Genomic DNA, 23,452 nt, shown 5'->3' with positions numbered 1-23,452 from the left:
ACGCGACCATGGCTTTCGATACACAGACTTCCGCTGTGAGCGGGCGCAAGGCGCCGCGAGCAGCGCACGCGTCCACGACGGTGAAGCGGCCCGCATCCGGCGCGCGCTGGATCGTGCCGGCGAAAATCGCGGTGTTTGTCGCCGCGTTGTATCCGCTCGCGCGCATCGTATTGTTCGGCATGACCGATCGGCTCGGCTCGAATCCGATCGAATTCATCACGCGCTCCACCGGTCTCTGGACGCTCGTCTTTCTTTGCATCACGCTGGCCGTGACGCCCTTGCGCCGGTTGACCGGGGTCGCCACGTTCGTGCGCTTTCGGCGGATGCTCGGGCTTTACGCCTTCTTCTACGCGACGCTGCACTTCACCACTTACCTCTGGTTCGACAAGTGGTTCGATGTCGCCGAGATCGTGAAGGACATCGGCAAGCGGCCCTTCATCACCGTTGGTTTCGCGGCGTTCCTGTTGCTGATCGCGTTGGCCGTGACGTCGCCGCGCGCGATGGTGCGCAAACTCGGCCGTCGCTGGCAGACATTGCATCGCGCGATCTACGCGATCGGCGTGCTCGCGATCCTGCACTTCTGGTGGATGAAGGCGGGCAAGAACGATCTGCTGTTGCCGAAGCTTTACGGCGCAATCATGCTGGCGCTGCTGGGGTGGCGGTTGATCGTATGGCTGCGCGAGCGAAGGTCGAAGGCGGGTTGACCGGCAAGCGAGTCGCACAAACTAAAAAGGCGATGCCGCGGTGGCATCGCCTTTTTTGTCAGACGCCGAACTCGACGTTTACGCCGGCAAGATCGTTTCTCCCGCAAACAACTGCTTGATCTCTTCGCGGGCGCGCACCACATGCGCTTGTGTACCATCCACCATCACTTCCGCCGCACGCGGACGGGTGTTGTAGTTGGAGCTCATCACGAAGCCGTACGCGCCGGCCGAACGAATCGCCAGCAAATCGCCGGGTTCGATCGCCAGCAGACGCTCGCGACCCAGCCAGTCGCCGCTTTCGCAGACCGGGCCGACCACGTCGTAGACATGCGCCGGTACGTCGCGCTTTGCCGCTGCTTCGATCGCGTGGTACGCCTCGTACATGGCGGGGCGCGCGAGGTCGTTCATCGCAGCGTCGACGATGGCGAAATTCTTTTCCGCACCCGGCTTCAGAAACTCGACGCGCGTGAGCAGCACGCCGGCATTGCCCACCAGCGAACGACCCGGCTCGAAATACACTTCACGATGACCGTGGCCACGCGCTTCGATGCGATCGAGCACGGTGCGCACGAACGCGCCGATTTCCGGCGGTGCTTCATCGTCGTAGGTGATGCCGAGACCGCCGCCCACGTCGATGTGGCGAATGCTCACGCCGTCCTGCTCGATCTGTTCGACCAGTTCCAGCAACTTGTCGACCGCGTCGAGATACGGCGCGACTTCGGTGATCTGCGAACCGATATGGCAGTCGATGCCGATCACCTCGAGATGAGTCATCGCCGCGGCGGCTCGATACGTCGCGCGCGCGTCTTCGAATGCGACGCCGAACTTGTTCGACTTCAGCCCGGTGGAAATATACGGATGCGTCTTCGCGTCGACGTCCGGATTCACGCGCAGCGAAACCGGAGCTTTCTTGCCCATGTCGGCGGCCACCGCATTCAGGCGGTCCAGTTCAGGAATCGATTCGACGTTGAAGCACTTCACGCCAGCCGCGAGCGCGTCGCGCATTTCGTCCGCACTCTTGCCGACGCCGGAAAACACGGTGTTTTCCGCTTTACCGCCGGCCGCCAGCACACGCGCCAGTTCGCCGCCCGATACGATGTCGAAGCCGGCGCCGAGACGCGCGAACACGTTCAGCACCGCGAGGTTGCTGTTCGCCTTGACGGCCACGTGCACGCTCGCGCGACGGCCTGCGCAAGCGCCGGCGTACGCGTTCCAGGCATCGGTGAGCGCGGCGCGCGAATAGACGTAGAGCGGCGTGCCGAACTGTTCGGCGAGCGAGACGGCGGACACGTCTTCGGCGTGCAACACGCCGTCGACGTAGTCAAAAGCGGATCGAGTCATGCGAGGGTCTTATTGAGCGGGAGTAACGGCGGAGGCGGGCGGCGCGGCGAGTTGGTTTTCCGGCGCCAGCGTGAGCGGCGTGCCCGACGTATTCGGCACGGTGCCCGTTTCGTCGGCGGTTTCGGCGCTGGGTTTCACTTCATCCGGCGACGGCGGTTGCGTCCGGTCGATCGGCTTGGCCGGAAGCGGCGGCACGGTGGGCAAATAGAGCGAACCACGCTGCCCGCAGCCGGCAAGTGCACAACCTGCGAGAATGGCTAGACCCGCTACAATCGCGCGGCCGGGCGCCGCTGCGCGCATCCGAGAAACGACTCGCATGACTGTCCCTGAATAAATAATCGATGGAGTTTAGCATGTCCGATAGTGAATACCTGACCCGCGCGGAAGCCGCGCTAGCCGCCATCGAACGCGCACTCGACGACACCGACGCCGACATCGAATTCGAGCGCAGCGGCAATGTGCTGACCCTCGAATTCGAGAACCGTTCGAAGATCATCGTGAACCTTCAGCCGCCGATGAGCGAGATCTGGATCGCCGCGAAAGCGGGCGGCTTTCACTTCCGTTTCGTCGATGGTGAATGGCGCGATACCCGCAGTGGTACGGAGTTTTTCGCCGCGCTGTCGGAGTACGCGACGCAACAGGCCGGCGAGCCGGTTCACTTCGAAGCGTGAATCCGGGTTAAGGCGGGGGCGGGGTGCTGCTGCCCGAAGCGCGCCTCGCGACTGACGGACCGCCCGCCAAAGCAAGCCTGAAACGACACCGCCGCGCATCGAGCGCGGCGGTTTTCTTCAACGGGCTACGGCGGTTCTCTAATGCCCGCGGAACAGATTCATGATGTTCTGCTTTTCCTGCTCGTCGACCTGCGCGGGCGCCTCCGATGCGCCGTTCGCCGCATCCAGCGCGGCCTGGCTGATGCCGACCGTCGCGATGAAACCGTGCCCCGGCGTGAACTCGTCGAAATACAGTTCCGAGCCGACTTCGACCACATTGTCCGGCTTCGGCATCTTGTAGTCCGGCACGCCCTTGAGCGCGCGACCCATGTATTCGATCCACACCGGCAACGCCAGGCCGCCGCCGGTTTCCTTGTCGCCGAGACTGCGCGGATTGTCGTAGCCGATCCACGCGATCGCCGTGACCGTGTGCTGATAACCGGCGAACCACGCGTCGCGCGAATCGTTGGTCGTGCCGGTCTTGCCGCCGAGATCGGTGCGTTTCAGCACATTGGATTTGGCGCCCGTGCCGCGTTGCGCGACACCTTGCAGCAGGCTGTTCATCACGTACGCGTTGCGCGGCTCGATGGCGTGCGGCGCGCTTTGCTCGGCCACCAGCGGTTGCGCATGGGCGACGACGATGCCGCGCTGATCCGTGACCTCGGCGATCAGATACGGGTTGATCCGGTAGCCGCCGTTGGCGAACACCGAGAACGCGCCCGCCATTTGCAACGGCGTGACGAGACCCGCGCCGAGCGCCATCGGCAGATAGGCCGGGTGACGCTCCGCGTCGAAGCCGAAGCGCGTGATGTACTGCTGCGCGTACTTGGTGCCGATCTGGCTGAGGATGCGGATCGACACCAGGTTCTTCGACTTCTGCAGCGCCGTGCGCATGGTCATCGGACCGTCGAAACCGCCGCCGTAGTTCTTCGGTTCCCACGGCTGCCCGCCGGTCTCCGCGGCGCTGAAAAAGAGCGGGGCGTCGTTGATCACCGTCGCCGGGCCGAGTCCCTTTTCGAGCGATGCCGAATAAATGAACGGCTTGAAACTCGAACCCGGCTGACGCCACGCCTGGGTCACGTGATTGAACTTGTTCTTGTTGAAGTCGAAGCCGCCGACCAGCGCGCGAATCGCGCCGTCTTGCGGCACCACCGAGACGAACGCGCCTTCCACTTGCGGCAATTGCGTGATCGACCAGTTGCCGTCGTCGTTCTTGACGAGGCGGACGATCGCACCGGGCCGCAGCCGCTGATTCGGCTGCGCGCGCGCATTGAGCGCCGCCTGCGCGAAACGCAGGCCGTCGCCCTGGATGGTCGCGACATTGCCGTCGATGAAGGTGGCCTGCACCTGCTTCGGGCTCGCCGCCGTCACGACGGCGGCAATAATCTCGCCGTTGTCGGGATGCTCCAGCAGTGCGTCGTCGATCGCCTGTTCGCGGTCGTCCGCATCGGACGGCAGATCGATGAACGCTTCCGGGCCGCGATAGCCGTGGCGCCGCTCGTAATCCATCAGGCCTTTGCGCAGCGCGCGATAAGCGACGTCCTGATCGGCGGAGTCGATCGTGGTGACGACGTTCAGGCCGCGCGTGTACGCCTCTTCGCGATACTGCGCGTACATCATCTGCCGCACCATTTCCGCGACGTACTCCGCGTGCACGCTGAATTCCTTGCCCGCGCCCTTGACCACGAGCGCCTGCTTGCTGGCCTCGTCGTATTGCTGCTGGGTGATATAGCGCAGTTCGTACATGCGTTGCAGGATGTACTCCTGGCGCACTTTCGCGCGCTTCGGATTGACCACCGGGTTATACGCGGAGGGCGCCTTCGGCAGACCGGCGAGCATCGCCGACTCGGCCAGCGTCAGGTCCTTCAGATCCTTGCCGAAGTACACCCGCGCCGCGCTCGCGAAGCCATAGGCGCGCTGACCGAGATAGATCTGATTCATATACACCTCCAGAATCTGATCTTTAGTCAGCTTCGACTCGATCTTGTACGCGAGCAGCATTTCATAAATTTTGCGCGTGTAGGTCTTCTCGCTCGACAGGAAGAAGTTGCGCGCCACCTGCATGGTGATCGTGCTGGCGCCTTGCGTGGCGTGGCCGTTGGTGAGCGCGACGAAGCCGGCCCGCGCGATACCCGTGAGGTCGACGCCGCCGTGATCGTAGAAGCGCGCGTCTTCGATGGCGAGCACGGCCTTCTTCAGACTATCGGGCACCTCCTGGATGTGGACGATGTCGCGCCGCTCCTCGCCGAATTCGCCGATCAGCACATGGTCGGCCGTGTAGATGCGCAGCGGCACCTTGGGCCGGTAGTCGGTGAGCGCCTCGAGTGACGGCAGGTTGGGCGTTGCCACCACCAGCGCATAGCCGAGCACCAGCAGCACGCACACGATGCCTGCGACGATCAGACCGACAAAGCCAAGGACCAGCTTCAGCCACAACGGGCGTTTGCGCTTGTGCGGCGCGGGCGGTGGGGAATTCGGAGACGTGGATTGCATATGGGCACCAAAAAACAGTCCCGCGATTATAGCCGCCCGGCTTTTCAGCTTTCGTCATGCTTACTGACACTTCTGCGCAGGTCGGTGCGCGACGCGGGAATGGCTTCACTGTAGCCGCTTTGGTGCGGCGCCGGCACGTGTCACGCAACGTTAGCCATTTGGCTGAGTGTCGCGCGGCGGCGCGGCTACGCACAATTCTTCCTCGTTACTCGCGCTCGAATGGTTCGCCGCGAGAGTTTGAGGGAGGGTGTGATGGCGTTCAAAAAATCGTGGCTTCAAGAGGTGCAAACAGGTGGCCGGCGTTTTGCCGCGGGAATCGACGTGAGCGCGCGGGCGGTGCGCCTCGTCATGGTGAGTCAGCCTTCGCGCACCACCGCCGCATTGCATATCGAATACGTGAGCACCGTGCCGCTTGCCGCCGGCGCGATGGCCGGCATGGAGATCGCGGATCGCCATGCGGTGGCGCGTGCGTTGCGCGACGCGTTTGCCGGTCTGCCGCGCGCCTGTGCGACGCATGCGTTGCGATGCGCGATGGCGCTGCCGGCGTCGGCCACGTTGACCGCCACGGTGCCGCTCACGCGGCTCGCCGCGCAAAGCGGCTGCGCGGAGGACGGCGGGCATGCGCTTGCCGAACTCGAACCGGCGGTCATGAGTGAAGTGGAGCGGATCGCGGGTCTCGAGCGGCACGCGCTCGCCGTCGACTGGTTTGTCGATGAAACGTCTTCGCCGGTTCGCTCGGTGACGATCGCCGCCACGGCGCGCCAGCATCTTGAGGCGCGTATCGAATGCGCGGCGTCCGCCGGTATCTCGCTGACCGCGATCGACGGCGAACCGCATGCCGCGCTGCGCGCCATGCGCTATGCGGCGAGCCATGAACTCGATCCGCACGAGCCGTATGTCGCGCTCTGGGTCGGCACGGACGGCGTGTACGGATGGCGCATCGTCGACGACGGCATCGTCGGCGAAATGCGCTATCCGGCGCCAGAGCACGCGGACCTCGCCGATGCGTTGCGTGATCTCGTGCGCGGCCCGGAACTCGACTGCGCGTTGTTGAGCGGCGAGGTCGATCTGCTCGACGGCGTGGGATTTTCGATCGCGGATCTCGCCGACGTGTTGGGCTGCACGGTGTTGCCGTTCGAATGCGCGGCGCTAGGCGGCCTTGCGCGACCGTTGGACGATCCGTTGTTGCATGAGCCGACCGGCGCGGTCGCGTTCGGGCTCGCGTTGCGCGGGGTGTTCGAATGATGGGCGGCCTCTTGCATCCGCGCGGCTCGAACGTGCCGGCTGCCAGCGCGCCGGGTTTCGCGCGCGGCGCTCGCTTCGCGCGATCGTGGCTCGGTGGTTTCAACCTGCTGCCCTACAGGCAACGCAACGCGCGGCTCGCGCGCCGGCGGTGCGTACTCGAATGCATCGCCGCCGCGTTCGCCGGTTGCGCCGCGGTGCTCGCGTTGGCGGGTTGGCAGGCGTTGGAAAAGGCGCGACTCGATGCGCAGCGCGTGTCGATTGAACAGTCGCTCGCACGATTCACCGCGCCGCTCGCCGAACATGCCGGGCTATTGCGGGCGCAAGACGAGCAACGCCAGGGCGCGGCGCGTGCAAAGACCTTGTCCGAGCCGCTCACGCATTTGCGCGACCTGCTCGACGCACTCAGTTTCGAGCCGGGCGACGGCGTCGTGTTACAGCAGTTGCGTCAGCGCGAACACGAGACGGAATTGCTGGCGAGCTCGCGCGGGCATCTGGCTTCGGCGGAGTGGCTCAAGCGTCTGAGCGCGATTCGCGGCGTGACGGGCGCGGAGGTGAGCGACCTGCATCGATCGGCGCCGCCCCGCAGCGCGGGTGTGGTTGCGGGTATCGCAGGACAAGTCGCAGGACAAGTCGCAGGACAAGTGGAATTCGGCGCTCGTCTGCGCTGGGACGATCCGGTGCGCCAAACGGCTCACGTGGCCGCATCCGCGGCGCGGCGTCCTGTGAAGTCTGAACAATCGAGAGGTGTGAAATGAGTACGACGTTTGTCGATTTCGGCAGCGCGGCAAGCGCGCGCCCAATGCTTTCCCATTGGCTGAAGCGCGCGCGTGCGCCGCTCGAAGCATGGAGCGGGCGCCGTCGCAGGGCGGTTGCATTGCTGATCGCCGCGCTGGTGTTCGGGCTTGGCGCGCAGGGCTGGATCGTGGCGGATCTGGGCGGCGTGGAGGCGAGCCGGACCGCCTTGGAGGCTGCTACGCGGCATCTCGCCGATGCGAAGCGCTCGCTCGCGCAATTGCCCGCGCTGCGCCGTGAAGCAGCCGCGTCGGTCACCGCATCGGCAAGCACTCCGGCCATGACGTCGAGCACCGGATCGCCAGCGCCTTCGTCCGTGGACGACGTGCGCATCGTCTCCGAACTGGCCGCGCAGAACGGCGTCACGTTGATTGCGCTGGAACCCGGCGCCGCCAGCGGCACAGGCGCGGAAAGCATGCGCCCGTTGCAACTCACCGCGCGCACCGACTTCGTCCACTTGATGGCGTTCCTGCGCGGGCTGTTGGACCTGCCGGTGCTGATCGTCCCCGTCGATGTGACCGTCAAACGGGATGGCGCAGCGCTTTCGGTGAGCGCGACGCTGCGCGTGTTCAATGCGCTGAGGCCGGTTCCTTTAACCGCGTCGGCGGCTGCGTTTGCCGAAGAGGATGCCGATTCGGCCGACGCAGACAACATCGTCTTCTTCGACCCGTTCTCGCGGCCGCAGATGCGGGCGGCGGGCGATCTGCCTGACGCTCCGCAGTTGCGCCTCGTCGGTGTGCTGCACGATCGTCAGCGTGGGTTGGCTTTGCTCGATACGCCGGAGGGCGCGACAACCGTCGCGTCCGGGCAGCAAATCGGCGCCGAGCGCGTCACGCGCTTCGACGCCCTCGGCATCACGCTCGTCAACGGCGGCACAACGCGCACGCTGGCGCTGGAAGAGGCGTCCTGATGAAGCTGGTAAAACCATTCCGCTTTGTGCCCGCGTCCATGTGCATCGGTCCACGTGCGGGCCGTGGCCTGCGCTGCGGCCTTCGTATGTGTTTCGGCGTGTACGTCGGCGCGGCGATCAGCGTCGGCATCGCGCGAGCTTCGACTCCACCGCTGCCGCCGCTGCCACCGAACATGCCGCTCGACGACGGCGTTGTGCCATTGGACGCTTCGTACAATGCTTCGCCGCCACCGCGCGGCGTTGTCGCCGAAGCGCCCAACCCGTTTCGCGATGAGTCGGCGGAGCCTCGGGATGTAGCGCGCCCGTCCGCCTCCGCTGAAAACAGCCGCGCGGAGGAGCCGTTCGACGCCGACGACGGCTCCGTGCCGCTCCGAAGACGATCGGCAGCCTCGGCAACCCAGGCGACCCCGGCTCGCAACGACACCGCGACGAGTTCCGCGCTCGAAGGACCACCGGTGCCGCTGCCGCCGCTCGCGCGACTGAGCGGCGCGCCGAAAACGCTCGCCGACGCCAGGCTCGCGGCCGACGACAAACCGATCTCGCTGAACTTCAAGCGTGCCGAACTCGGCGCCGTGCTGAACGCATTCGCGCAATTCACGGGACTGAATATCGTCGCGAGCGAGAAAGTGCGCGGCGCCGTCTCGCTGCGGCTCGACAAGGTGCCGTGGCGCGCCGCGTTCGATACGCTGCTCGATGTCAACGGTCTCGCGATGGAGCGCCGCGGCAACGTCGTGTGGGTCGCGCCGATCGCGGATCTCGCCGCACGCGAGCGGCAGCGTTTCGAGGCGCACGCCAAGGCCGCCGATCTGGAGCCGCTCGCGAGCCGCACTTTCGTGCTGCACTACGCCCGCGCCGAGGACGTGCGGCGTTTGCTGACCGGTTCGGGGAACCAGCGCGTGCTGTCCAAACGCGGTGCCGTCACCGCCGATCCGCGCACCAATCTGCTGTTCGTCACCGATATCGAAGGCCGCGTCGCGCAGATCGCGGCTTTCCTCGAGTCCGTCGACCGGCCGACCCGCCAGGTGCTGATCGAGGCGCGGATCGTCGAAGGCGAACACGGTTTTTCGCGCAACCTCGGCGTGCGGCTCTCGATGGCGGCGACCAACGCCGACGGCACCGCGAGAGGGTTGACCGGCGGCACGGACGGGACGGTCTACGATCTGTCGGCCCGCCCGATTTCCGGCTTCGACGCCGCCACCGCCGGGCTCACGCTGTTCGCCGCCGGCGCCACGCGTCTGCTGAACATCGAGCTGAGCGCGCTGGAGGCCGAGGGGCGCGGCGAGATCGTATCGAGTCCGCGGGTCGTCACCGCGGACCGCATGAAAGCGGTGGTCGAGCAGGGCACCGAGCTGCCGTATCAGGCGAAAGTGGGGCAGGGCGTCTCGGGCGTGCAGTTTCGCCGCGCCACGCTCAAACTGGAAGTGGAGCCGCAGATCATGCCGGACGGGCGGGTGGTGCTCGATCTCGATGTGGCCAAGGACAGCGTCGGCGAGCTGACCGACGCCGGGCCGGCGATCAACACCAAACACGTGCAGACGCGCGTCGAGGTCGAGGATGGTGGTACGGTGTCGATCGGCGGAATCTATGCCGTCGACGAGCGGAACGATGTGACGCGGGTGCCGCTCCTGGGCAAAATACCCTTTTTAGGCGCGCTTTTTCGCCATCGGGCTCATCGCGACCAGCGCAGCGAACTGGCTATTTTCATCACGCCGCGCGTCATTCAGACGAATTAGCGGTATGCCGCCGCCGCTTGCCGGCGGCGGCGCGCAGGCTCGACAAGGCAGCCGCTTTGCCAGTAAGCTGCGGCACGAACCCACACCGGATTAGCCAGAGGACACCGTTGCAAGCGCGGGACGCACACGCCAATGTATTTTTCGTAGGGCTCATGGGGGCAGGCAAAACCACCGTGGGCCGGGCCATTGCGCGCCGTCTCGATCGCCCGTTCTTCGATTCCGATCATGAAATCGAGGCGCGCACGGGCGCGCGCATCCCGGTGATTTTCGAACTGGAAGGCGAAGCGGGCTTTCGCGAGCGTGAAGCGAACGTGATTTCCGAATTGACCGGGCGCGACAATATCGTGCTCGCCACGGGCGGCGGCGCGGTGCTGCGGCCGGAAAACCGCGAGGCGCTGCAAAATCGCGGCGTGGTGATCTACTTGCGCGCCAATCCGCACGATCTGTGGCTGCGTACCCGGCGCGACAAGAATCGCCCGCTGCTGCAAACCGAAGACCCCAAGGCGCGCCTCGAAGCGCTCTACGAAGTGCGCGACCCGCTCTACCGCGAATGCGCGCATTTCGTGATCGAAACCGGCCGGCCTTCGGTCAACGGACTCGTCAACATGGTCCTGATGCAGCTCGAGATGGCCGGCGTCGTCAAACACCCTGCGTCATAATGGACCGTATGATTACCGTCAACGTCGAACTGGGCGAGCGCGCCTACCCCATTCATATCGGTGCCGATCTGATCGGCCAAACCGCGCTGTTCGCGCCGCATATCGCCGGCAGCTCGGTCACCATCGTCACGAATACCACGGTCGACCCGCTATATGGCGACACGCTGCGCGCGGCGTTGGCGCCGCTCGGCAAGCAGGTGTCCACGGTCGTTTTGCCGGACGGCGAAGCGTACAAGAACCTGGAAACGCTGAACCTGATCTTCGACGCGCTGCTCGGCTCCCGCGCCGATCGCAAGACCACGCTGATCGCGTTGGGCGGCGGCGTGATCGGCGATATGACCGGGTTTGCCGCGGCTTGCTACATGCGCGGCGTGCCGTTCATCCAGGTGCCCACAACGTTGCTGTCGCAGGTGGATTCGTCGGTGGGCGGCAAGACGGGCATCAACCACCCGCTTGGCAAGAACATGATCGGCGCGTTCTACCAGCCGCAGGCCGTGATCGCCGACATCGGCGCGCTGCGCACCTTGCCGGCGCGCGAACTGGCGGCGGGCATCGCCGAGGTGATCAAGACCGGCGCGATTGCCGACGCGGGTTTCTTCAGGTGGATCGAGGCCAACGTCGAGGCGCTGAATCGTTGCGAACCCGAAGCGCTGGCCGAGGCGGTCAAGCGTTCGTGCGAAATCAAGGCGTCGGTGGTGGCGCAGGACGAACGCGAAGGCGGGCTGCGCGCGATCCTCAATTTCGGCCATACGTTCGGCCACGCGATCGAGGCCGGGCTCGGCTACGGCGAGTGGCTGCACGGCGAGGCGGTCGGCTGTGGCATGGTGATGGCGGCGGATCTGTCCGTGCGCATGGGCTATCTCGACGAAGCGGCGCGCAAGCGTCTGGTCGATGTGATCGTCGCCGCGCATTTGCCGACCCGGGCGCCCGCGCTCGGCGATTCGCGTTACGTCGAACTCATGCAGGTCGACAAAAAGGCGGAAGCCGGTGCGATCAAATTCATTCTGCTGAAGCGTTTCGGTGAGACGCTGATTACCCAGGCACCCGACGCCGAAGTGCGCGCCACGCTGGCCGCCGCGGTTTAACCGCGGCAAGACTCCGGCAGCAACGCATCGCGCACCGGCATCACGAGGCGCCGCCCATGTTTCGGAGAACCCGGTGACTGACAGGCGCAGCGACGATGTAAAACCCAACCCGGCAGGCGCGGCGTCGGTCGGCGAGCCTGCCCAGGAAGCGCTGGAAGCGCATCTCGCGCCATACGCGGCGCGTTCCGCGCAGTCGCGCGGCCGCCGCTATCCGGAATCAGCGCCTGGCGCCCGCACCGAATTCCAGCGCGATCGCGACCGCATCGTCCACTCCACGGCGTTCCGCCGGCTCGAGTACAAGACGCAGGTGTTCGTGAATCACGAGGGCGATCTGTTTCGCACCCGGCTCACGCATAGTCTGGAGGTGGCGCAAATCGCGCGGTCTGTTGCGCGCAATTTGCGCGTCAACGAAGACCTCGTCGAAGCGATCTCACTTGCCCACGATCTCGGTCACACGCCGTTCGGCCATGCCGGTCAGGACGCGCTGAACGAATGCATGCGCGAACACGGCGGCTTCGAGCACAATCTGCAAAGCCTCGCGGTCGTCGACGATCTCGAGGAGCACTACGGCGCCTTCAACGGCCTGAACCTCTGCTTCGAAACACGCGAAGGAATTCTCAAGCATTGCTCGCGCGAAAACGCGCGGCGGCTCGGCGCCTTGGGCGAGCGCTTTCTCGAAGGACGGCAGCCGTCCATCGAAGCGCAGATCGCGAATGTTGCCGACGAGATCGCCTACAACAACCACGACGTCGACGACGGTTTGCGCTCGGGCCTGCTCACCGTCGAGCAACTGGCCGAAGTCGAGCTATGGCAGACGCACTATGAGGCGGCGCGCAACGACTTTCCGCAGATCGAAGGGCGCCGGCTGATTCACGAGACGGTGCGCCGCATCATCAATACGCTGATCGTCGATCTGATCGATACCACCAAGCTGAATTTGCTCCGGCACGCGCCGGCTTCGCTCGACGCCGTGCGCGCCGCTCCACCGCTCGTTGCCCATAGCGAGGCGATTGCCGCTCAGGCCGCGGCGCTCAAGCGCTTTCTGTTCAAGAATCTGTATCGCCATTACCGGGTGATGCGCATGGCGAACAAGGCGCGCCGCGTCGTAGTCGGCCTGTTCGACGCGTTCACGGAAGATCCGCGCCTGCTGCCGCCAGGCTATCAGTCGACGGACGCGACGCTGCAGCCGCGTCTGATTGCCCACTACATCGCGGGCATGACGGATCGATATGCGGTGAAGGAATACCAACGGCTGTTCGTCATCGAAGACAACTGATCGGACGCGTGCCGGCGGGCGGGTTTGTGTCTACGTTCGGCATGAGCGCGCAAGCGGACGCGGGCACCGCATCGGCGCCCGCCACCGCGTTGCTTCGCGCCACGTGTCAGCGCAGCCCGTTCAGCGCAGCCGCGATGCGAACAGCGCGCCCGCGATCAACGCGACGCCGCCGACGATCGCAATCGTCTGCCACGGATTTTCGTGCACGTAGTCGTCCGCGTCTGCCATCGCGACTTCCGCGCGCTCACGCACGGCTTCGCGCGTGTCGTTCAAACGGGCGCGCGCGGCGTCGAGCTGTTTGCGCAGTTTGCCGCGCAGTGCGACCGCGTCGGCCTGGGTGCCGTCGGCCAGGGTGGATTCGAGTTCCGCCATCAGCGTGCGCAGTTCGCTCGCGATATCTTCGGCCGCGTGGCGGCTATGGCGAGCGATGCGCCGCGCACGGCGGCTGGTGCTGGTCCAGGATTCGCCGAGGGCGTCTCGCGTATTCGAAAGTGTTGTCATGGTCGCTCCGTCGATGAGGGTGAAAGAATCCCCACGGTGCCACGCAGATTCACGCCGCGACGCGGGAAACACCATGTGAACGCAACTTTGGTGCCAAACAGCAGCCCCTGCACACCATGACGCGGGCCGCGAACCGTCAGCAGATATTGCACCGAGGCCACGCGATTGCGGGTCAAATTTACAAAGATTCGCCGTTACGTCTGAGCATCGCGCCGTCCGCGCCCGACGCCGATAACCATTGCTCGACCTGCTTGAAATAAAGAACGCCGCCATTGAACCTATGACGGCGTTGTCCAAGCCCCGAAAATTCGACTACCCTAGCTCAACGGCCCCAATTTTCGCGAGGGTCTGCGAAGCGTTAGAAACGGTAACCGATATTGACGTAGCTAACGATCGGGTTCAGTTTGATCTTGGTTTGCGACTGCACGTTGAGCGTGCCGACCGGCGTCCTGGCGGCGGTGTTCAGTTTAGCGGTCGTGCTGAGCGGTAGATAAGAGATCGACACGCCCGCGAACCAGTGCTGGTCGAACGCGTAGGTGAAACCCGCATTGAAGACCGGCGCCCACGAACTATCCGTATCGACGCTGGTCGGACCATGCAGAACATTGGCCTCGAACGCGCTGTTGGTGATCTTTGCGTCGGTGAACCAGACCCGGCTTACACCGATGCCGAGATACGGGCGGAACGCCGCGGTGGGGGCGTTGAAGAAGTACTTGAACAGCAGAGTCGGGCTCCACTGTTTCGCCTGGCCCAGCTTGCCGAATCGTTCGAAGCTGCCCGTGCCGGTCAGGTCGAATGAAGGCGGGTAGCCAAGCACGAATTCGGCCGCGATGTGGTCGGTAACGAAGTACCCGAGCGTGAAGCCGATGGTGTCCGCGGAACTTAGTGATGCACCGGTGTTGGCTTCTGTGATATTGGTCGGACTGCCGCCTATGCTTGTCACTCTCAACGGTTCACTGCTCGATTGAGGCGCAAGATGGAACCAGCCTGTTGAAAGGACAAAGCTCCCGGCCGATTGCGCGTGTGCTGCCGTTGTCATGCAGGCTAGCGCCGCCATCCCCGTTACGGCCTGTTTTAATTTCATATGTGCTCCTCCATAAAAGGCCCGCTCATTATGACGACAACGTTTGAAACAAACCATACGCGGCGGTTAGAGCTTTCTCCCTAGGCTCCGCGCGGTTTTCTGGCTCAGCCGCGCCGCGCCGAACCTCCGGCGCATGCGGCTTTTCCGACCTTCGGGTTTGTACCAACGCGACTAATTGGATACTTCAGCATGGCACGGCTTGCACGTCTCTATGTCCCTGACCAGCCGCAGCACGTCATCCTTCGCGGACTCGATCAGCAGCCCGCATTCGTCGACGACCAGGACTACGAGCTCTTCATCGACTGTTTGAAAGCGGCTTCGCGCGACCATCACTTATCCATCCACGCCTATGCGTTGATGCCGGGCGCGGTGCAACTGCTCGTCACGCCCACCGAGGAATCGAGTCTGCCGAAAGCGATGCAGGCGGTGGGGCGGCGCTACGTCGCCCATTTCAACCGGCGCTATGCGCGTCGCGGCACGTTGTGGGAAGGGCGCTACCGCGCCACGGTGATCGAGGGCGAGCGCTATTTTCTACTGGCGAGCCGGGTCGTCGAAATGTGTCCGGTGCGCGCGCAACTCGTGAGCGCGCCGGAAGACTATCGCTGGTCGAGCTACCGTCATCACATCGGCCTGACGCTCGACAGCCTGATTACCGACCACCCGTTGTACTGGTCGCTCGGCAATACGCCGTTCGAACGGCAGCGCGCTTACCGCGAGCTATGCGAACAGCCGCTCGACGAGCGCGAAGCCAGTCAGCTTCAGCAGGCCACGCTGAAGGGCTGGGTGCTCGGCAGCGACACCTACCGCGAATGGGCCGCGCGCGCGGCCAATCGGCGCGTGTCGCCGCTGCCGCGCGGACGGCCGCGCAAGGTCCGCGAGACGCCGCAAACGCAGTAGCCGGCCTCGCGTCGGCGGGCGGTAATGGAACGGCATCTTCGCATGCCGTTTTCTTTTGCACGTTTTAGATATGGCACCAATAAAAATCGACCGCAATGCACCAACTTGATAATTGGGGCTCAACCACAACGTTTTATTTGCTATTCCATTGATTCGTCGCGTATATTCCGAATTCCGGCGTTTTTGATACGCGTAGCATCCAGCGTAAAGAGCGCGCCGTCGCGGCTGCTGTGCGCACTGCGGCAATAGAAAAACGGTTAAACGGCCTGTCCGGCCCCTCACAGACGGTGTCCCCATGAACGACCACCAGCAACCGACTCATCCGGTTCCCGCCGCGCAAGGTCTGTACGACCCGCAGAACGAGCATGACGCCTGCGGCGTCGGCTTCGTCGCTCACATCAAGGGCAAGAAAAGCCACGAGATCATCGAGCAGGGCCTGAAAATCCTGGAAAACCTCGACCACCGGGGCGCCGTCGGCGCCGATCCGCTGATGGGCGACGGCGCCGGCATCCTGATCCAGATTCCCGATGGCTTCTATCGCGAGGAAATGGCGAGGCAAGGCGTGACCCTGCCGCCGTATGGCGAATACGGCGTCGGCATGGTGTTCCTGCCGAAAGAGCACGCGTCGCGCCTCGCTTGCGAACAGGAGCTGGAACGCACGGTGAAGGCCGAGGGCCAGGTCGTGCTGGGCTGGCGCGACGTGCCGGTCGACCACACCATGCCGATTTCGCCCACCGTCAAGGCGAGCGAGCCGCTGATCCGTCAGATTTTCATCGGCCGCGGCAAGGACATCATCGTGACCGACGCGCTCGAGCGGAAGCTGTACGTGATCCGCAAGACCGCGAGCCACCGCATCCAGGCGCTCAAGCTCAAGCACGGCAAGGAATACTTCGTGCCGTCCATGTCGGCGCGCACGGTCGTCTATAAGGGGCTGCTGCTGGCCGGGCAGGTCGGCGTGTATTACCGCGACCTGCAGGACGAGCGCACCGTCTCGGCGCTCGCGCTCGTGCACCAGCGCTTCTCGACCAACACCTTCCCGGCGTGGGAGCTGGCTCACCCGTACCGCATGATCGCCCACAACGGCGAAATCAACACGGTGAAGGGCAACGTCAACTGGCTGAACGCCCGCACCGGCGCGATCGCGAGCCACGTGCTCGGCGACGATCTGCCGAAGCTGTGGCCGCTGATCTATCCGGGCCAATCCGATACGGCGTCGTTCGACAACTGCCTCGAACTGCTGGTGATGGCCGGCTATCCGCTCGTCCACGCAATGATGATGATGATCCCGGAAGCCTGGGAGCAACACACGCTGATGGACGACAACCGCCGCGCGTTCTACGAATACCACGCCGCGATGATGGAGCCGTGGGACGGCCCCGCCGCGATCGCCTTCACCGACGGCCGTCAGATCGGCGCGACGCTCGACCGTAACGGCCTGCGTCCGGCGCGCTACATCGTCACCGACGACGACCTCGTGATCATGGCCTCCGAAGCCGGCACGCTGCCGATTCCGGAATCGAAGATCGTCAAGAAGTGGCGTCTGCAGCCGGGCAAGATGTTCCTGATCGACATGGAACACGGCCGCATCATCGACGACAAGGAACTGAAGGACAACCTCGCCAACGCCAAGCCGTACAAGAGCTGGATCGACGCCGTGCGCATCAAGCTCGACGAGATCGAGGCGAAGGCCGAGGACGTCGCGACGGAACGCCGCGAAGCCGCTGCCTTGCTGGATCGCCAACAGGCGTTCGGCTACACGCAGGAAGACCTCAAGTTCCTGATGGCGCCGATGGCGCAAGCCGGCGAGGAAGCCGTCGGTTCGATGGGCAACGACTCGCCGCTGGCGGTCATGTCCAACAAGAACAAAACGCTCTATCACTACTTCAAGCAGTTGTTCGCGCAGGTCACGAACCCGCCGATCGATCCGATCCGCGAAAACATGGTGATGTCGCTGGTGTCGTTCGTCGGCCCGAAGCCGAACCTGCTCGACACGAACAACATCAACCCGCCGATGCGTCTCGAAGTGTCGCAGCCGGTGCTCGACTTCAAGGACATCGCGAAGATCCGCGCGATCGATCAGTACACGGGCGGCAAGTTCAGCTCGTATGAACTGAACATCTGCTATCCGGTGGCCTGGGGCAAGGAAGGCATCGAAGCGCGCCTCGCCTCGCTGTGCGCGGAAGCGGTCGACGCGGTGAAGTCCGGCTACAACATGCTGATCGTGTCGGACCGCAAGACCGACCGCGACAACGTCGCGATTCCGGCGCTGCTCGCCACCGCCGCGATCCACACGCACCTCGTGCAGCAAGGTCTGCGCACGAGCACGGGTCTCGTGGTCGAAACCGGCTCGGCGCGTGAAACGCACCACTTCGCGCTGCTCGCGGGCTACGGCGCGGAAGCCGTGCACCCGTACCTCGCGATGGAAACGCTCGGCCAACTGGCTGCCGGCATGAAGGGCGACCTGTCGGCGGAAAAGGCGATCTACAACTTCACGAAGGCGGTCGGCAAGGGCTTGCAGAAAGTCATGTCGAAGATGGGCATTTCCACCTACATGTCCTACACCGGCGCGCAGATTTTCGAAGCGGTCGGCCTCGCTGAAGACCTGGTCAAGAAGTACTTCGAGGGCACCTCGTCGAAGGTCGGCGGCATTGGTCTCTTCGACGTGGCCGAGGAAGCGATCCGTCTGCACCGTGAAGCGTTCGGCGACAACCCGGTTCTCTCCGGCATGCTCGACGCGGGCGGCGAATACGCGTACCGCGTGCGCGGCGAGGAACACATGTGGACGCCGGATGCGATCGCCAAGCTGCAACACTCGGCGCGCAGCAATTCGTACCAGACGTACAAGGAGTACGCGCACCTGATCAACGATCAGACCAGGCGCCACATGACGTTCCGCGGCCTGTTCGAGTTCAGGCTCGACCCGTCGAAGGCGATTCCGCTCGACGAAGTCGAACCGGCGAAGGAAATCGTCAAGCGTTTCGCCACCGGCGCCATGTCGCTCGGCTCGATTTCGACCGAAGCTCACGCCACGCTGGCCGTCGCGATGAACCGCATCGGCGGCAAGTCGAACACGGGCGAAGGCGGCGAGGACGTGAACCGTTACCGCAACGAACTGCGCGGCATTCCGATCAAGAACGGCGACACCATGAAGTCGGTGATCGGCGACGAAGTGATCGTCGACATTCCGCTGAAGGACGGCGATTCGCTGCGCTCGAAGATCAAGCAGGTGGCGTCCGGCCGTTTCGGCGTGACGGCGGAATACCTCGCGTCGGCCGATCAGATCCAGATCAAGATGGCGCAGGGCGCGAAGCCGGGCGAAGGCGGTCAGTTGCCGGGCCACAAGGTGTCGGATTACATCGGCAAGCTGCGTTATTCGGTGCCGGGCGTGGGCCTCATTTCGCCGCCGCCGCACCACGACATCTACTCGATCGAAGATCTGGCGCAACTGATTCACGACCTGAAGAACGCCAACTCGGCGGCGAGCGTGTCGGTGAAGCTGGTGTCGGAATCGGGCGTGGGTACGGTGGCCGCGGGTGTCGCGAAGGCGAAGGCCGATCACGTCGTGATCGCCGGCCACGACGGCGGCACGGGCGCATCGCCGCTGTCGTCGATCAAGCACGCCGGCACGCCGTGGGAACTGGGTCTCGCCGAAACGCAGCAAACCCTGGTGCTGAACCAGTTGCGCGGCCGCATCCGCGTGCAGGCCGACGGTCAGATGAAGACCGGCCGCGATGTCGTGATCGGCGCGCTGCTCGGCGCGGACGAGTTCGGCTTCGCGACGGCGCCGCTCGTCGTCGAAGGCTGCATCATGATGCGCAAGTGCCATCTGAACACCTGCCCGGTCGGCGTCGCGACGCAAGATCCGGTGCTGCGCGCGAAGTTCCAGGGCCAGCCGGAGCACGTCGTCAACTTCTTCTTCTTCGTTGCGGAAGAAGCGCGCGAGATCATGGCGCAACTGGGCATCCGCAAGTTCGACGACCTGATCGGCCACGCCGAACTGCTCGACATGAAGAAGGGCATCGAGCACTGGAAGGCGAAGGGCCTCGACTTCTCGCGCGTGTTCTATCTGCCGCAAGTGCCGGCCGAAGTCGCGCGCAAGCACGTCGACGTGCAGGACCACGGCCTGGAGCGCGCGCTCGATCACACGCTGATCGAGAAGGCGAAGGCGGCGATCGAAAAGGGCGAGCACGTCTCGTTCATTCAGCCGGTGCGCAACGTGAACCGCACCGTCGGCGCGATGCTGTCCGGCCTGATCGCGAAGAAGTACGGCCACGACGGCCTGCCCGACGACACGATTCATATCCAGTTGAAGGGCACGGCGGGTCAGAGCTTCGGCGCGTTCCTCGCGAGGGGCGTCACGCTGGATCTGGTCGGCGACGGCAACGACTATGTCGGCAAGGGCCTGTCGGGCGGCCGCATCATCATCCGTCCGACCAACGATTTCCGCGGCAAGTCGGAAGAGAACATCATCTGCGGCAACACGGTGATGTACGGCGCGATCGAAGGCGAAGCGTTTTTCCGCGGCGTGGCGGGCGAGCGTTTCTGCGTGCGTAACTCGGGCGCGACGGCGGTTGTCGAAGGCACGGGCGACCACGGTTGCGAATACATGACGGGCGGCACGGTGGTCGTACTCGGCGAAACGGGCCGTAACTTCGCGGCCGGCATGTCGGGCGGCATCGCATACGTGTACGACCCGGACGGCATGTTCGCCGGCAAGTGCAACAAGTCGATGGTCGCGCTCGATCCGGTTTTGCAGCAGGCCGAGCAGGAACGCACGGTCGACAAGGGCCTGTGGCACGCCGGCACGACCGACGAAGCGCTGCTCAAGGGGCTCATCGAGCGTCACTTCCAGTTCACCGGTTCGCCGCGCGCCAAGGCGCTGCTCGAAAACTGGGATGCGTCGCGCCGTCAATTCGTGAAGGTGTTCCCGACCGAATACAAGCGCGCGCTGGGCGAGATGGCAGCGAAGAAGGCGAACAAGGAAGTGCTCGCCGCTTGATTTGCTTCGCTGATCGTCCGCACGAAAGACGTCACCCAGGACGTCACCCATAGCCGTACCCGCCGCCGCTCGATGGTTCGACGTGCGGCGGGAAAGATTACCCACCTGATACAGATAGAGAAGAGAACCACATGGGCAAGGCAACCGGTTTTCTCGAGTTCGAGCGCCGCCACGAGGCGTACGAAGCTCCGCTCACGCGTGTGAAGCACTACAAGGAATTCGTCGCCGCATTGACCGACGACGAAGCGAAGATTCAAGGCGCACGTTGCATGGACTGCGGCATTCCGTTCTGCAACAACGGCTGCCCGGTGAACAACATCATTCCGGACTTCAACGACCTGGTGTTCCATCAGGACTGGAAGAACGCGATCGAGGTGCTGCACTCCACGAACAACTTCCCGGAGTTCACGGGCCGCATCTGCCCGGCGCCGTGCGAAGCGGCTTGCACGCTCGGCATCAACGACGATCCGGTCGGCATCAAGTCGATCGAACACGCGATCATCGACAAGGCCTGGGCCGAAGGCTGGGTTGCGCCGCAGCCGCCGAAGCACAAGACCGGCAAGAAAGTCGCGGTGGTCGGTTCCGGCCCCGCCGGTCTCGCCGTCGCGCAGCAACTGGCGCGCGCGGGGCACGATGTGACCGTGTTCGAAAAGAACGACCGCATCGGCGGTTTGCTGCGTTACGGTATTCCCGACTTCAAGCTGGAAAAGTGGCTGATCGACCGCCGCATGCGCCAGATGGAAGCCGAAGGCGTGACATTCCGCGCCAACGTGTTTATCGGTAAAGCGGATTCATTGCCGCCGCACATCGGCAACACGGCAAAGGAAACCATCACGCCGGCCGAGCTGAAAGAGCAGTTCGACGCCGTGGTGCTCACGGGCGGTTCGGAAACGCCGCGCGATCTGCCGGTGCCGGGCCGCGAACTGGAAGGCATTCACTACGCGATGGAATTCCTGCCGCAGCAGAACAAGGTCAACGCCGGCGACAAGGTCGCGAACCAGTTGCTCGCGAAGGGCAAGCACGTCGTGGTGATCGGCGGCGGCGATACGGGTTCGGACTGCGTGGGCACGTCGAATCGTCATGGCGCGAAGAGCGTCACGCAATTCGAACTGCTGCCGCAGCCGCCGGAAGAAGAGAACAAGGCGCTCGTGTGGCCGTACTGGCCGATCAAGCTGCGCACGTCCTCGTCGCATGACGAAGGCTGCTCGCGCGATTGGGCGGTGGCGACCAAGCGCCTCGAAGGCAAGAACGGTAAGGTCGAGAAGCTGATCGCCGCGCGCGTCGAATGGAAGGACGGCAAGATGCAGGAAGTGCCGGGCTCGGAATTCGAAATGAAGGCGGATCTCGTGCTGCTCGCGATGGGCTTCACGCAGCCGGTGTCGCCGGTGCTCGAGGCGTTCGGCGTCGACAAGGATGCACGCGGCAATGTGCGTTCGTCGACCGAAGGCGACAAGGCGTATTACACGTCGGTGGACAAGGTGTTCACGGCGGGCGACATGCGCCGCGGCCAGTCGCTGGTGGTGTGGGCGATTCGCGAAGGCCGCCAGTGCGCGCGTTCGGTCGACGCGTTCCTGATGGGACATTCGGAACTGCCGCGCTAAACGTCTCCGCTGGTTTCATGCCTCGATGCATCGAAACCGGTTATTGCTTGCAGGAAGAGGTGGAGGCGACGAAGCGGTAAACAAAGCCGGGCATCCGCAAGGGTGACCCGGCTTTTCTATTTCCATGTGTTGCGCCGCGTGAAAGAAAAGGCCGGGTAATCAGTGCCAAGGCAGCGGTTCAAGCCCGCGGTCCAAGGCGGGTCCGCGCCGCATCGCGGCAGGCGAACCCGTCGGGGCGGCGAAGCAAGTCGGTCAGGTTCCTTACGAACTACTACCCCGTAACCAAAAGAAGATTTGCCGCCGTTAAACTGCGTGCGCAGCGCCCATGCTGCGAATAACCCTTCACGTTCGCGCCAGCCACGTCCAATGCCCGCAACCGGAAAAAACTGCTCGCCACCTCGCCGCTTCGCGAGCATCGCACTGCGGACAAGTCAGATCGCGCCCGTTCGCACCTCCGCGTCGCGCCGGGTGTTCCTCAAGCGTTCAGCCGGCGTGCTGCTGGTCTCGGGCATCGGCAGCTCGCTGCTCTCCGCCTGTGGCGGCAGCCTCGACGCCGGTCAACCGGAAACGCCGCGGCTCGCGTCGGTCGACAACTTTCGCGACGTGGCGGGCGCCGCCGCCGGCTATCCCACCGTCGACGGCAAGCAGATGCGCCGTGGCGTGTTCTATCGCGCGAACGCGCTGACCTTCAGCGCCGCTGACGAAGCCGCGATCGATCACCTCGGCATCGCCGCCGTCTACGATCTGCGCACGCCGGGCGAAGTCGCGCGGATCGCCGATACGTTGCCGGCCGGCGCGACGTCCGAGGCGTTCAACGTGCTGGGCGCCCGCGACTTCGTCGCGCCGTCGTTCGATACGGCCGCCGCCGCAACAGCGTTCATGGAGGCCCAGGCGCGCGCCTACGTCACCGGCGCCGCGCAGCGCGCGAGCTACGGCGCGCTGCTCACGCGTCTTGCCGAGGGCGCCGAGATCCAGCTCTTTCATTCCAGCGCGGGTAAGGATCGCGCCGGCTGGGTCGCGGCGCTTCTGCAGAGCATCGCCAACGTTCCGCTCGATGTGATCATGCAGGACTATCTGCTCAGCAACGTCTATTCGGCGCTGTCGATCAGGGCCCATACCGACATGCTGCGCTCGCGTGTCGGCGCTGCGGCCGCCGCGAGCGAGGCGCCGTTGTTCGACGTTCAGGAAAGTTATCTGCAGGCGGGCTTCGATCAGGTGCAGGCGAGCTACGGCACGATGGCGAGCTATCTGACGCAAGGCCTCGGCGTGTCCCAGGCGACGATCGACCGGTTGCGCGCCCGTCTGGTGGTGTGATCCGGGTTTGAACCGGGCTGCCCGACGGCGGTCAGGCAGCCGCAGTCAGGCAATAACGGGGTAGTGCGCGGCGAAAAAAAATCCGCCCCAAATCACTGGGCGGACGGA

18 protein-coding genes are annotated in these 23,452 nt (G+C 64.5%); 13 read left to right on the top strand and 5 right to left on the bottom strand.

All coding sequences use genetic code 11. The features are described 5' to 3' along the window. The first annotated feature begins 8 nt into the window (after window positions 1-8). The gene (gene msrQ, locus CUJ90_RS16565; RefSeq protein ID WP_073431844.1) at window positions 9-704 is read left to right on the top strand and encodes a protein-methionine-sulfoxide reductase heme-binding subunit MsrQ; all 696 of its coding nucleotides are present in this window, start codon (window positions 9-11) and stop codon (window positions 702-704) included. A gap of 78 nt (window positions 705-782) precedes the next feature. Here msrQ and lysA read toward each other — a convergent pair whose 3' ends face one another. Further along, window positions 783-2,045 (bottom strand): diaminopimelate decarboxylase, encoded by a 1,263-nt coding sequence (lysA, locus tag CUJ90_RS16560; protein ID WP_114163224.1) that lies wholly within the window; start codon window positions 2,043-2,045, stop codon window positions 783-785. 9 nt (window positions 2,046-2,054) lie between these two features. Then, window positions 2,055-2,363, bottom strand: a complete 309-nt coding sequence (gene lptM / locus CUJ90_RS16555) for an LPS translocon maturation chaperone LptM (protein ID WP_073431842.1) — start codon at window positions 2,361-2,363, stop codon at window positions 2,055-2,057. A 35-nt stretch (window positions 2,364-2,398) separates the two neighbouring features. On the opposite strand from lptM, the gene cyaY reads away from it, so the two are divergent. Continuing rightward, window positions 2,399-2,716, top strand: coding sequence for an iron donor protein CyaY (cyaY, locus tag CUJ90_RS16550; RefSeq protein WP_073431841.1), 318 nt, complete (start codon window positions 2,399-2,401; stop codon window positions 2,714-2,716). 138 nt (window positions 2,717-2,854) lie between these two features. Here cyaY and CUJ90_RS16545 read toward each other — a convergent pair whose 3' ends face one another. Next, window positions 2,855-5,248: a penicillin-binding protein 1A gene (locus tag CUJ90_RS16545; RefSeq protein ID WP_073431840.1), complete on the bottom strand. Its 2,394-nt coding sequence runs from the start codon at window positions 5,246-5,248 to the stop codon at window positions 2,855-2,857. A 252-nt stretch (window positions 5,249-5,500) separates the two neighbouring features. Here CUJ90_RS16545 and pilM point away from each other — a divergent pair, with 252 nt between their 5' ends. From pilM to CUJ90_RS16510, 7 genes are all read left to right on the top strand, one after another. Continuing rightward, the gene (gene pilM, locus CUJ90_RS16540) at window positions 5,501-6,493 is read left to right on the top strand and encodes a type IV pilus biogenesis protein PilM (protein ID WP_073431839.1); all 993 of its coding nucleotides are present in this window, start codon (window positions 5,501-5,503) and stop codon (window positions 6,491-6,493) included. Then, window positions 6,490-7,248, top strand: a complete 759-nt coding sequence (locus CUJ90_RS16535) for a fimbrial assembly protein (RefSeq protein ID WP_244219932.1) — start codon at window positions 6,490-6,492, stop codon at window positions 7,246-7,248. The genes pilM and CUJ90_RS16535 overlap by 4 nt, the downstream gene beginning before the upstream one ends. Then, window positions 7,245-8,195, top strand: a complete 951-nt coding sequence (locus CUJ90_RS16530; RefSeq protein ID WP_114163223.1) for a hypothetical protein — start codon at window positions 7,245-7,247, stop codon at window positions 8,193-8,195. Before CUJ90_RS16535 ends, CUJ90_RS16530 begins: the two co-directional genes overlap by 4 nt. 86 nt (window positions 8,196-8,281) lie before the next feature. Continuing rightward, the gene (locus CUJ90_RS16525; RefSeq protein ID WP_422879690.1) at window positions 8,282-9,928 is read left to right on the top strand and encodes a type IV pilus secretin PilQ; all 1,647 of its coding nucleotides are present in this window, start codon (window positions 8,282-8,284) and stop codon (window positions 9,926-9,928) included. A 107-nt stretch (window positions 9,929-10,035) separates the two neighbouring features. After that, window positions 10,036-10,587, top strand: a complete 552-nt coding sequence (locus CUJ90_RS16520) for a shikimate kinase (protein ID WP_073431836.1) — start codon at window positions 10,036-10,038, stop codon at window positions 10,585-10,587. Between the two features lie 8 nt (window positions 10,588-10,595). Further along, entirely contained in the window at window positions 10,596-11,672 is a 1,077-nt protein-coding gene (aroB, locus tag CUJ90_RS16515; protein WP_073431859.1) for a 3-dehydroquinate synthase, read from the top strand. Window positions 11,673-11,745: 73 nt separating this feature from the next. Further along, window positions 11,746-12,948: a deoxyguanosinetriphosphate triphosphohydrolase gene (locus tag CUJ90_RS16510; protein ID WP_114163221.1), complete on the top strand. Its 1,203-nt coding sequence runs from the start codon at window positions 11,746-11,748 to the stop codon at window positions 12,946-12,948. Between the two features lie 120 nt (window positions 12,949-13,068). On the opposite strand, the gene CUJ90_RS16505 is transcribed toward CUJ90_RS16510, so the two are convergent. Both CUJ90_RS16505 and CUJ90_RS16500 read right to left on the bottom strand, forming a co-directional pair. Next, window positions 13,069-13,449, bottom strand: a complete 381-nt coding sequence (locus tag CUJ90_RS16505; protein WP_073431834.1) for an ElaB/YgaM/YqjD family protein — start codon at window positions 13,447-13,449, stop codon at window positions 13,069-13,071. A gap of 358 nt (window positions 13,450-13,807) precedes the next feature. Beyond that, entirely contained in the window at window positions 13,808-14,533 is a 726-nt protein-coding gene (locus tag CUJ90_RS16500) for an OmpW/AlkL family protein (protein ID WP_073431833.1), read from the bottom strand. Window positions 14,534-14,722: 189 nt separating this feature from the next. Between CUJ90_RS16500 and CUJ90_RS16495 the strand changes: the two genes are divergently transcribed. From CUJ90_RS16495 to CUJ90_RS16480, 4 genes are all read left to right on the top strand, one after another. After that, complete coding sequence (locus CUJ90_RS16495) at window positions 14,723-15,430, top strand: transposase (RefSeq protein ID WP_073431832.1); 708 nt, start codon at window positions 14,723-14,725, stop codon at window positions 15,428-15,430. A gap of 295 nt (window positions 15,431-15,725) precedes the next feature. Beyond that, window positions 15,726-20,429 carry a glutamate synthase-related protein gene (locus CUJ90_RS16490; RefSeq protein WP_083086427.1) on the top strand — a complete coding sequence of 1,568 codons (4,704 nt, stop codon included), beginning with the start codon at window positions 15,726-15,728 and terminating at the stop codon, window positions 20,427-20,429. 131 nt (window positions 20,430-20,560) lie between these two features. After that, window positions 20,561-22,030 carry a glutamate synthase subunit beta gene (locus CUJ90_RS16485; RefSeq protein ID WP_114163220.1) on the top strand — a complete coding sequence of 490 codons (1,470 nt, stop codon included), beginning with the start codon at window positions 20,561-20,563 and terminating at the stop codon, window positions 22,028-22,030. A 366-nt stretch (window positions 22,031-22,396) separates the two neighbouring features. Then, the gene (locus CUJ90_RS16480) at window positions 22,397-23,344 is read left to right on the top strand and encodes a tyrosine-protein phosphatase (protein ID WP_114163219.1); all 948 of its coding nucleotides are present in this window, start codon (window positions 22,397-22,399) and stop codon (window positions 23,342-23,344) included. The last annotated feature ends 108 nt before the right edge of the window (window positions 23,345-23,452 follow it).

It is taken from the genome of Paraburkholderia terricola (genome assembly GCF_003330825.1).
Lineage (GTDB): Bacteria > Pseudomonadota > Gammaproteobacteria > Burkholderiales > Burkholderiaceae > Paraburkholderia > Paraburkholderia terricola.
The sequence above is the reverse complement of the archived record's forward strand: the minus strand, read 5'-3'. Positions and strand labels throughout refer to the sequence as shown.

Coding starts and splice junctions, on each gene's coding strand:
- msrQ (WP_073431844.1), top strand. CDS start 9: ATGGCTTTCGATACACAGACTTCCGCTGTGAGCGGGCGCAAGGCGCCG.
- lysA (WP_114163224.1), bottom strand. CDS start 2,045: ATGACTCGATCCGCTTTTGACTACGTCGACGGCGTGTTGCACGCCGAA.
- lptM (WP_073431842.1), bottom strand. CDS start 2,363: ATGCGAGTCGTTTCTCGGATGCGCGCAGCGGCGCCCGGCCGCGCGATT.
- cyaY (WP_073431841.1), top strand. CDS start 2,399: ATGTCCGATAGTGAATACCTGACCCGCGCGGAAGCCGCGCTAGCCGCC.
- CUJ90_RS16545 (WP_073431840.1), bottom strand. CDS start 5,248: ATGCAATCCACGTCTCCGAATTCCCCACCGCCCGCGCCGCACAAGCGC.
- pilM (WP_073431839.1), top strand. CDS start 5,501: ATGGCGTTCAAAAAATCGTGGCTTCAAGAGGTGCAAACAGGTGGCCGG.
- CUJ90_RS16535 (WP_244219932.1), top strand. CDS start 6,490: ATGATGGGCGGCCTCTTGCATCCGCGCGGCTCGAACGTGCCGGCTGCC.
- CUJ90_RS16530 (WP_114163223.1), top strand. CDS start 7,245: ATGAGTACGACGTTTGTCGATTTCGGCAGCGCGGCAAGCGCGCGCCCA.
- CUJ90_RS16525 (WP_422879690.1), top strand. CDS start 8,282: ATGTGTTTCGGCGTGTACGTCGGCGCGGCGATCAGCGTCGGCATCGCG.
- aroB (WP_073431859.1), top strand. CDS start 10,596: ATGATTACCGTCAACGTCGAACTGGGCGAGCGCGCCTACCCCATTCAT.
- CUJ90_RS16505 (WP_073431834.1), bottom strand. CDS start 13,449: ATGACAACACTTTCGAATACGCGAGACGCCCTCGGCGAATCCTGGACC.
- CUJ90_RS16500 (WP_073431833.1), bottom strand. CDS start 14,533: ATGAAATTAAAACAGGCCGTAACGGGGATGGCGGCGCTAGCCTGCATG.
- CUJ90_RS16495 (WP_073431832.1), top strand. CDS start 14,723: ATGGCACGGCTTGCACGTCTCTATGTCCCTGACCAGCCGCAGCACGTC.
- CUJ90_RS16490 (WP_083086427.1), top strand. CDS start 15,726: ATGAACGACCACCAGCAACCGACTCATCCGGTTCCCGCCGCGCAAGGT.
- CUJ90_RS16485 (WP_114163220.1), top strand. CDS start 20,561: ATGGGCAAGGCAACCGGTTTTCTCGAGTTCGAGCGCCGCCACGAGGCG.
- CUJ90_RS16480 (WP_114163219.1), top strand. CDS start 22,397: ATGCCCGCAACCGGAAAAAACTGCTCGCCACCTCGCCGCTTCGCGAGC.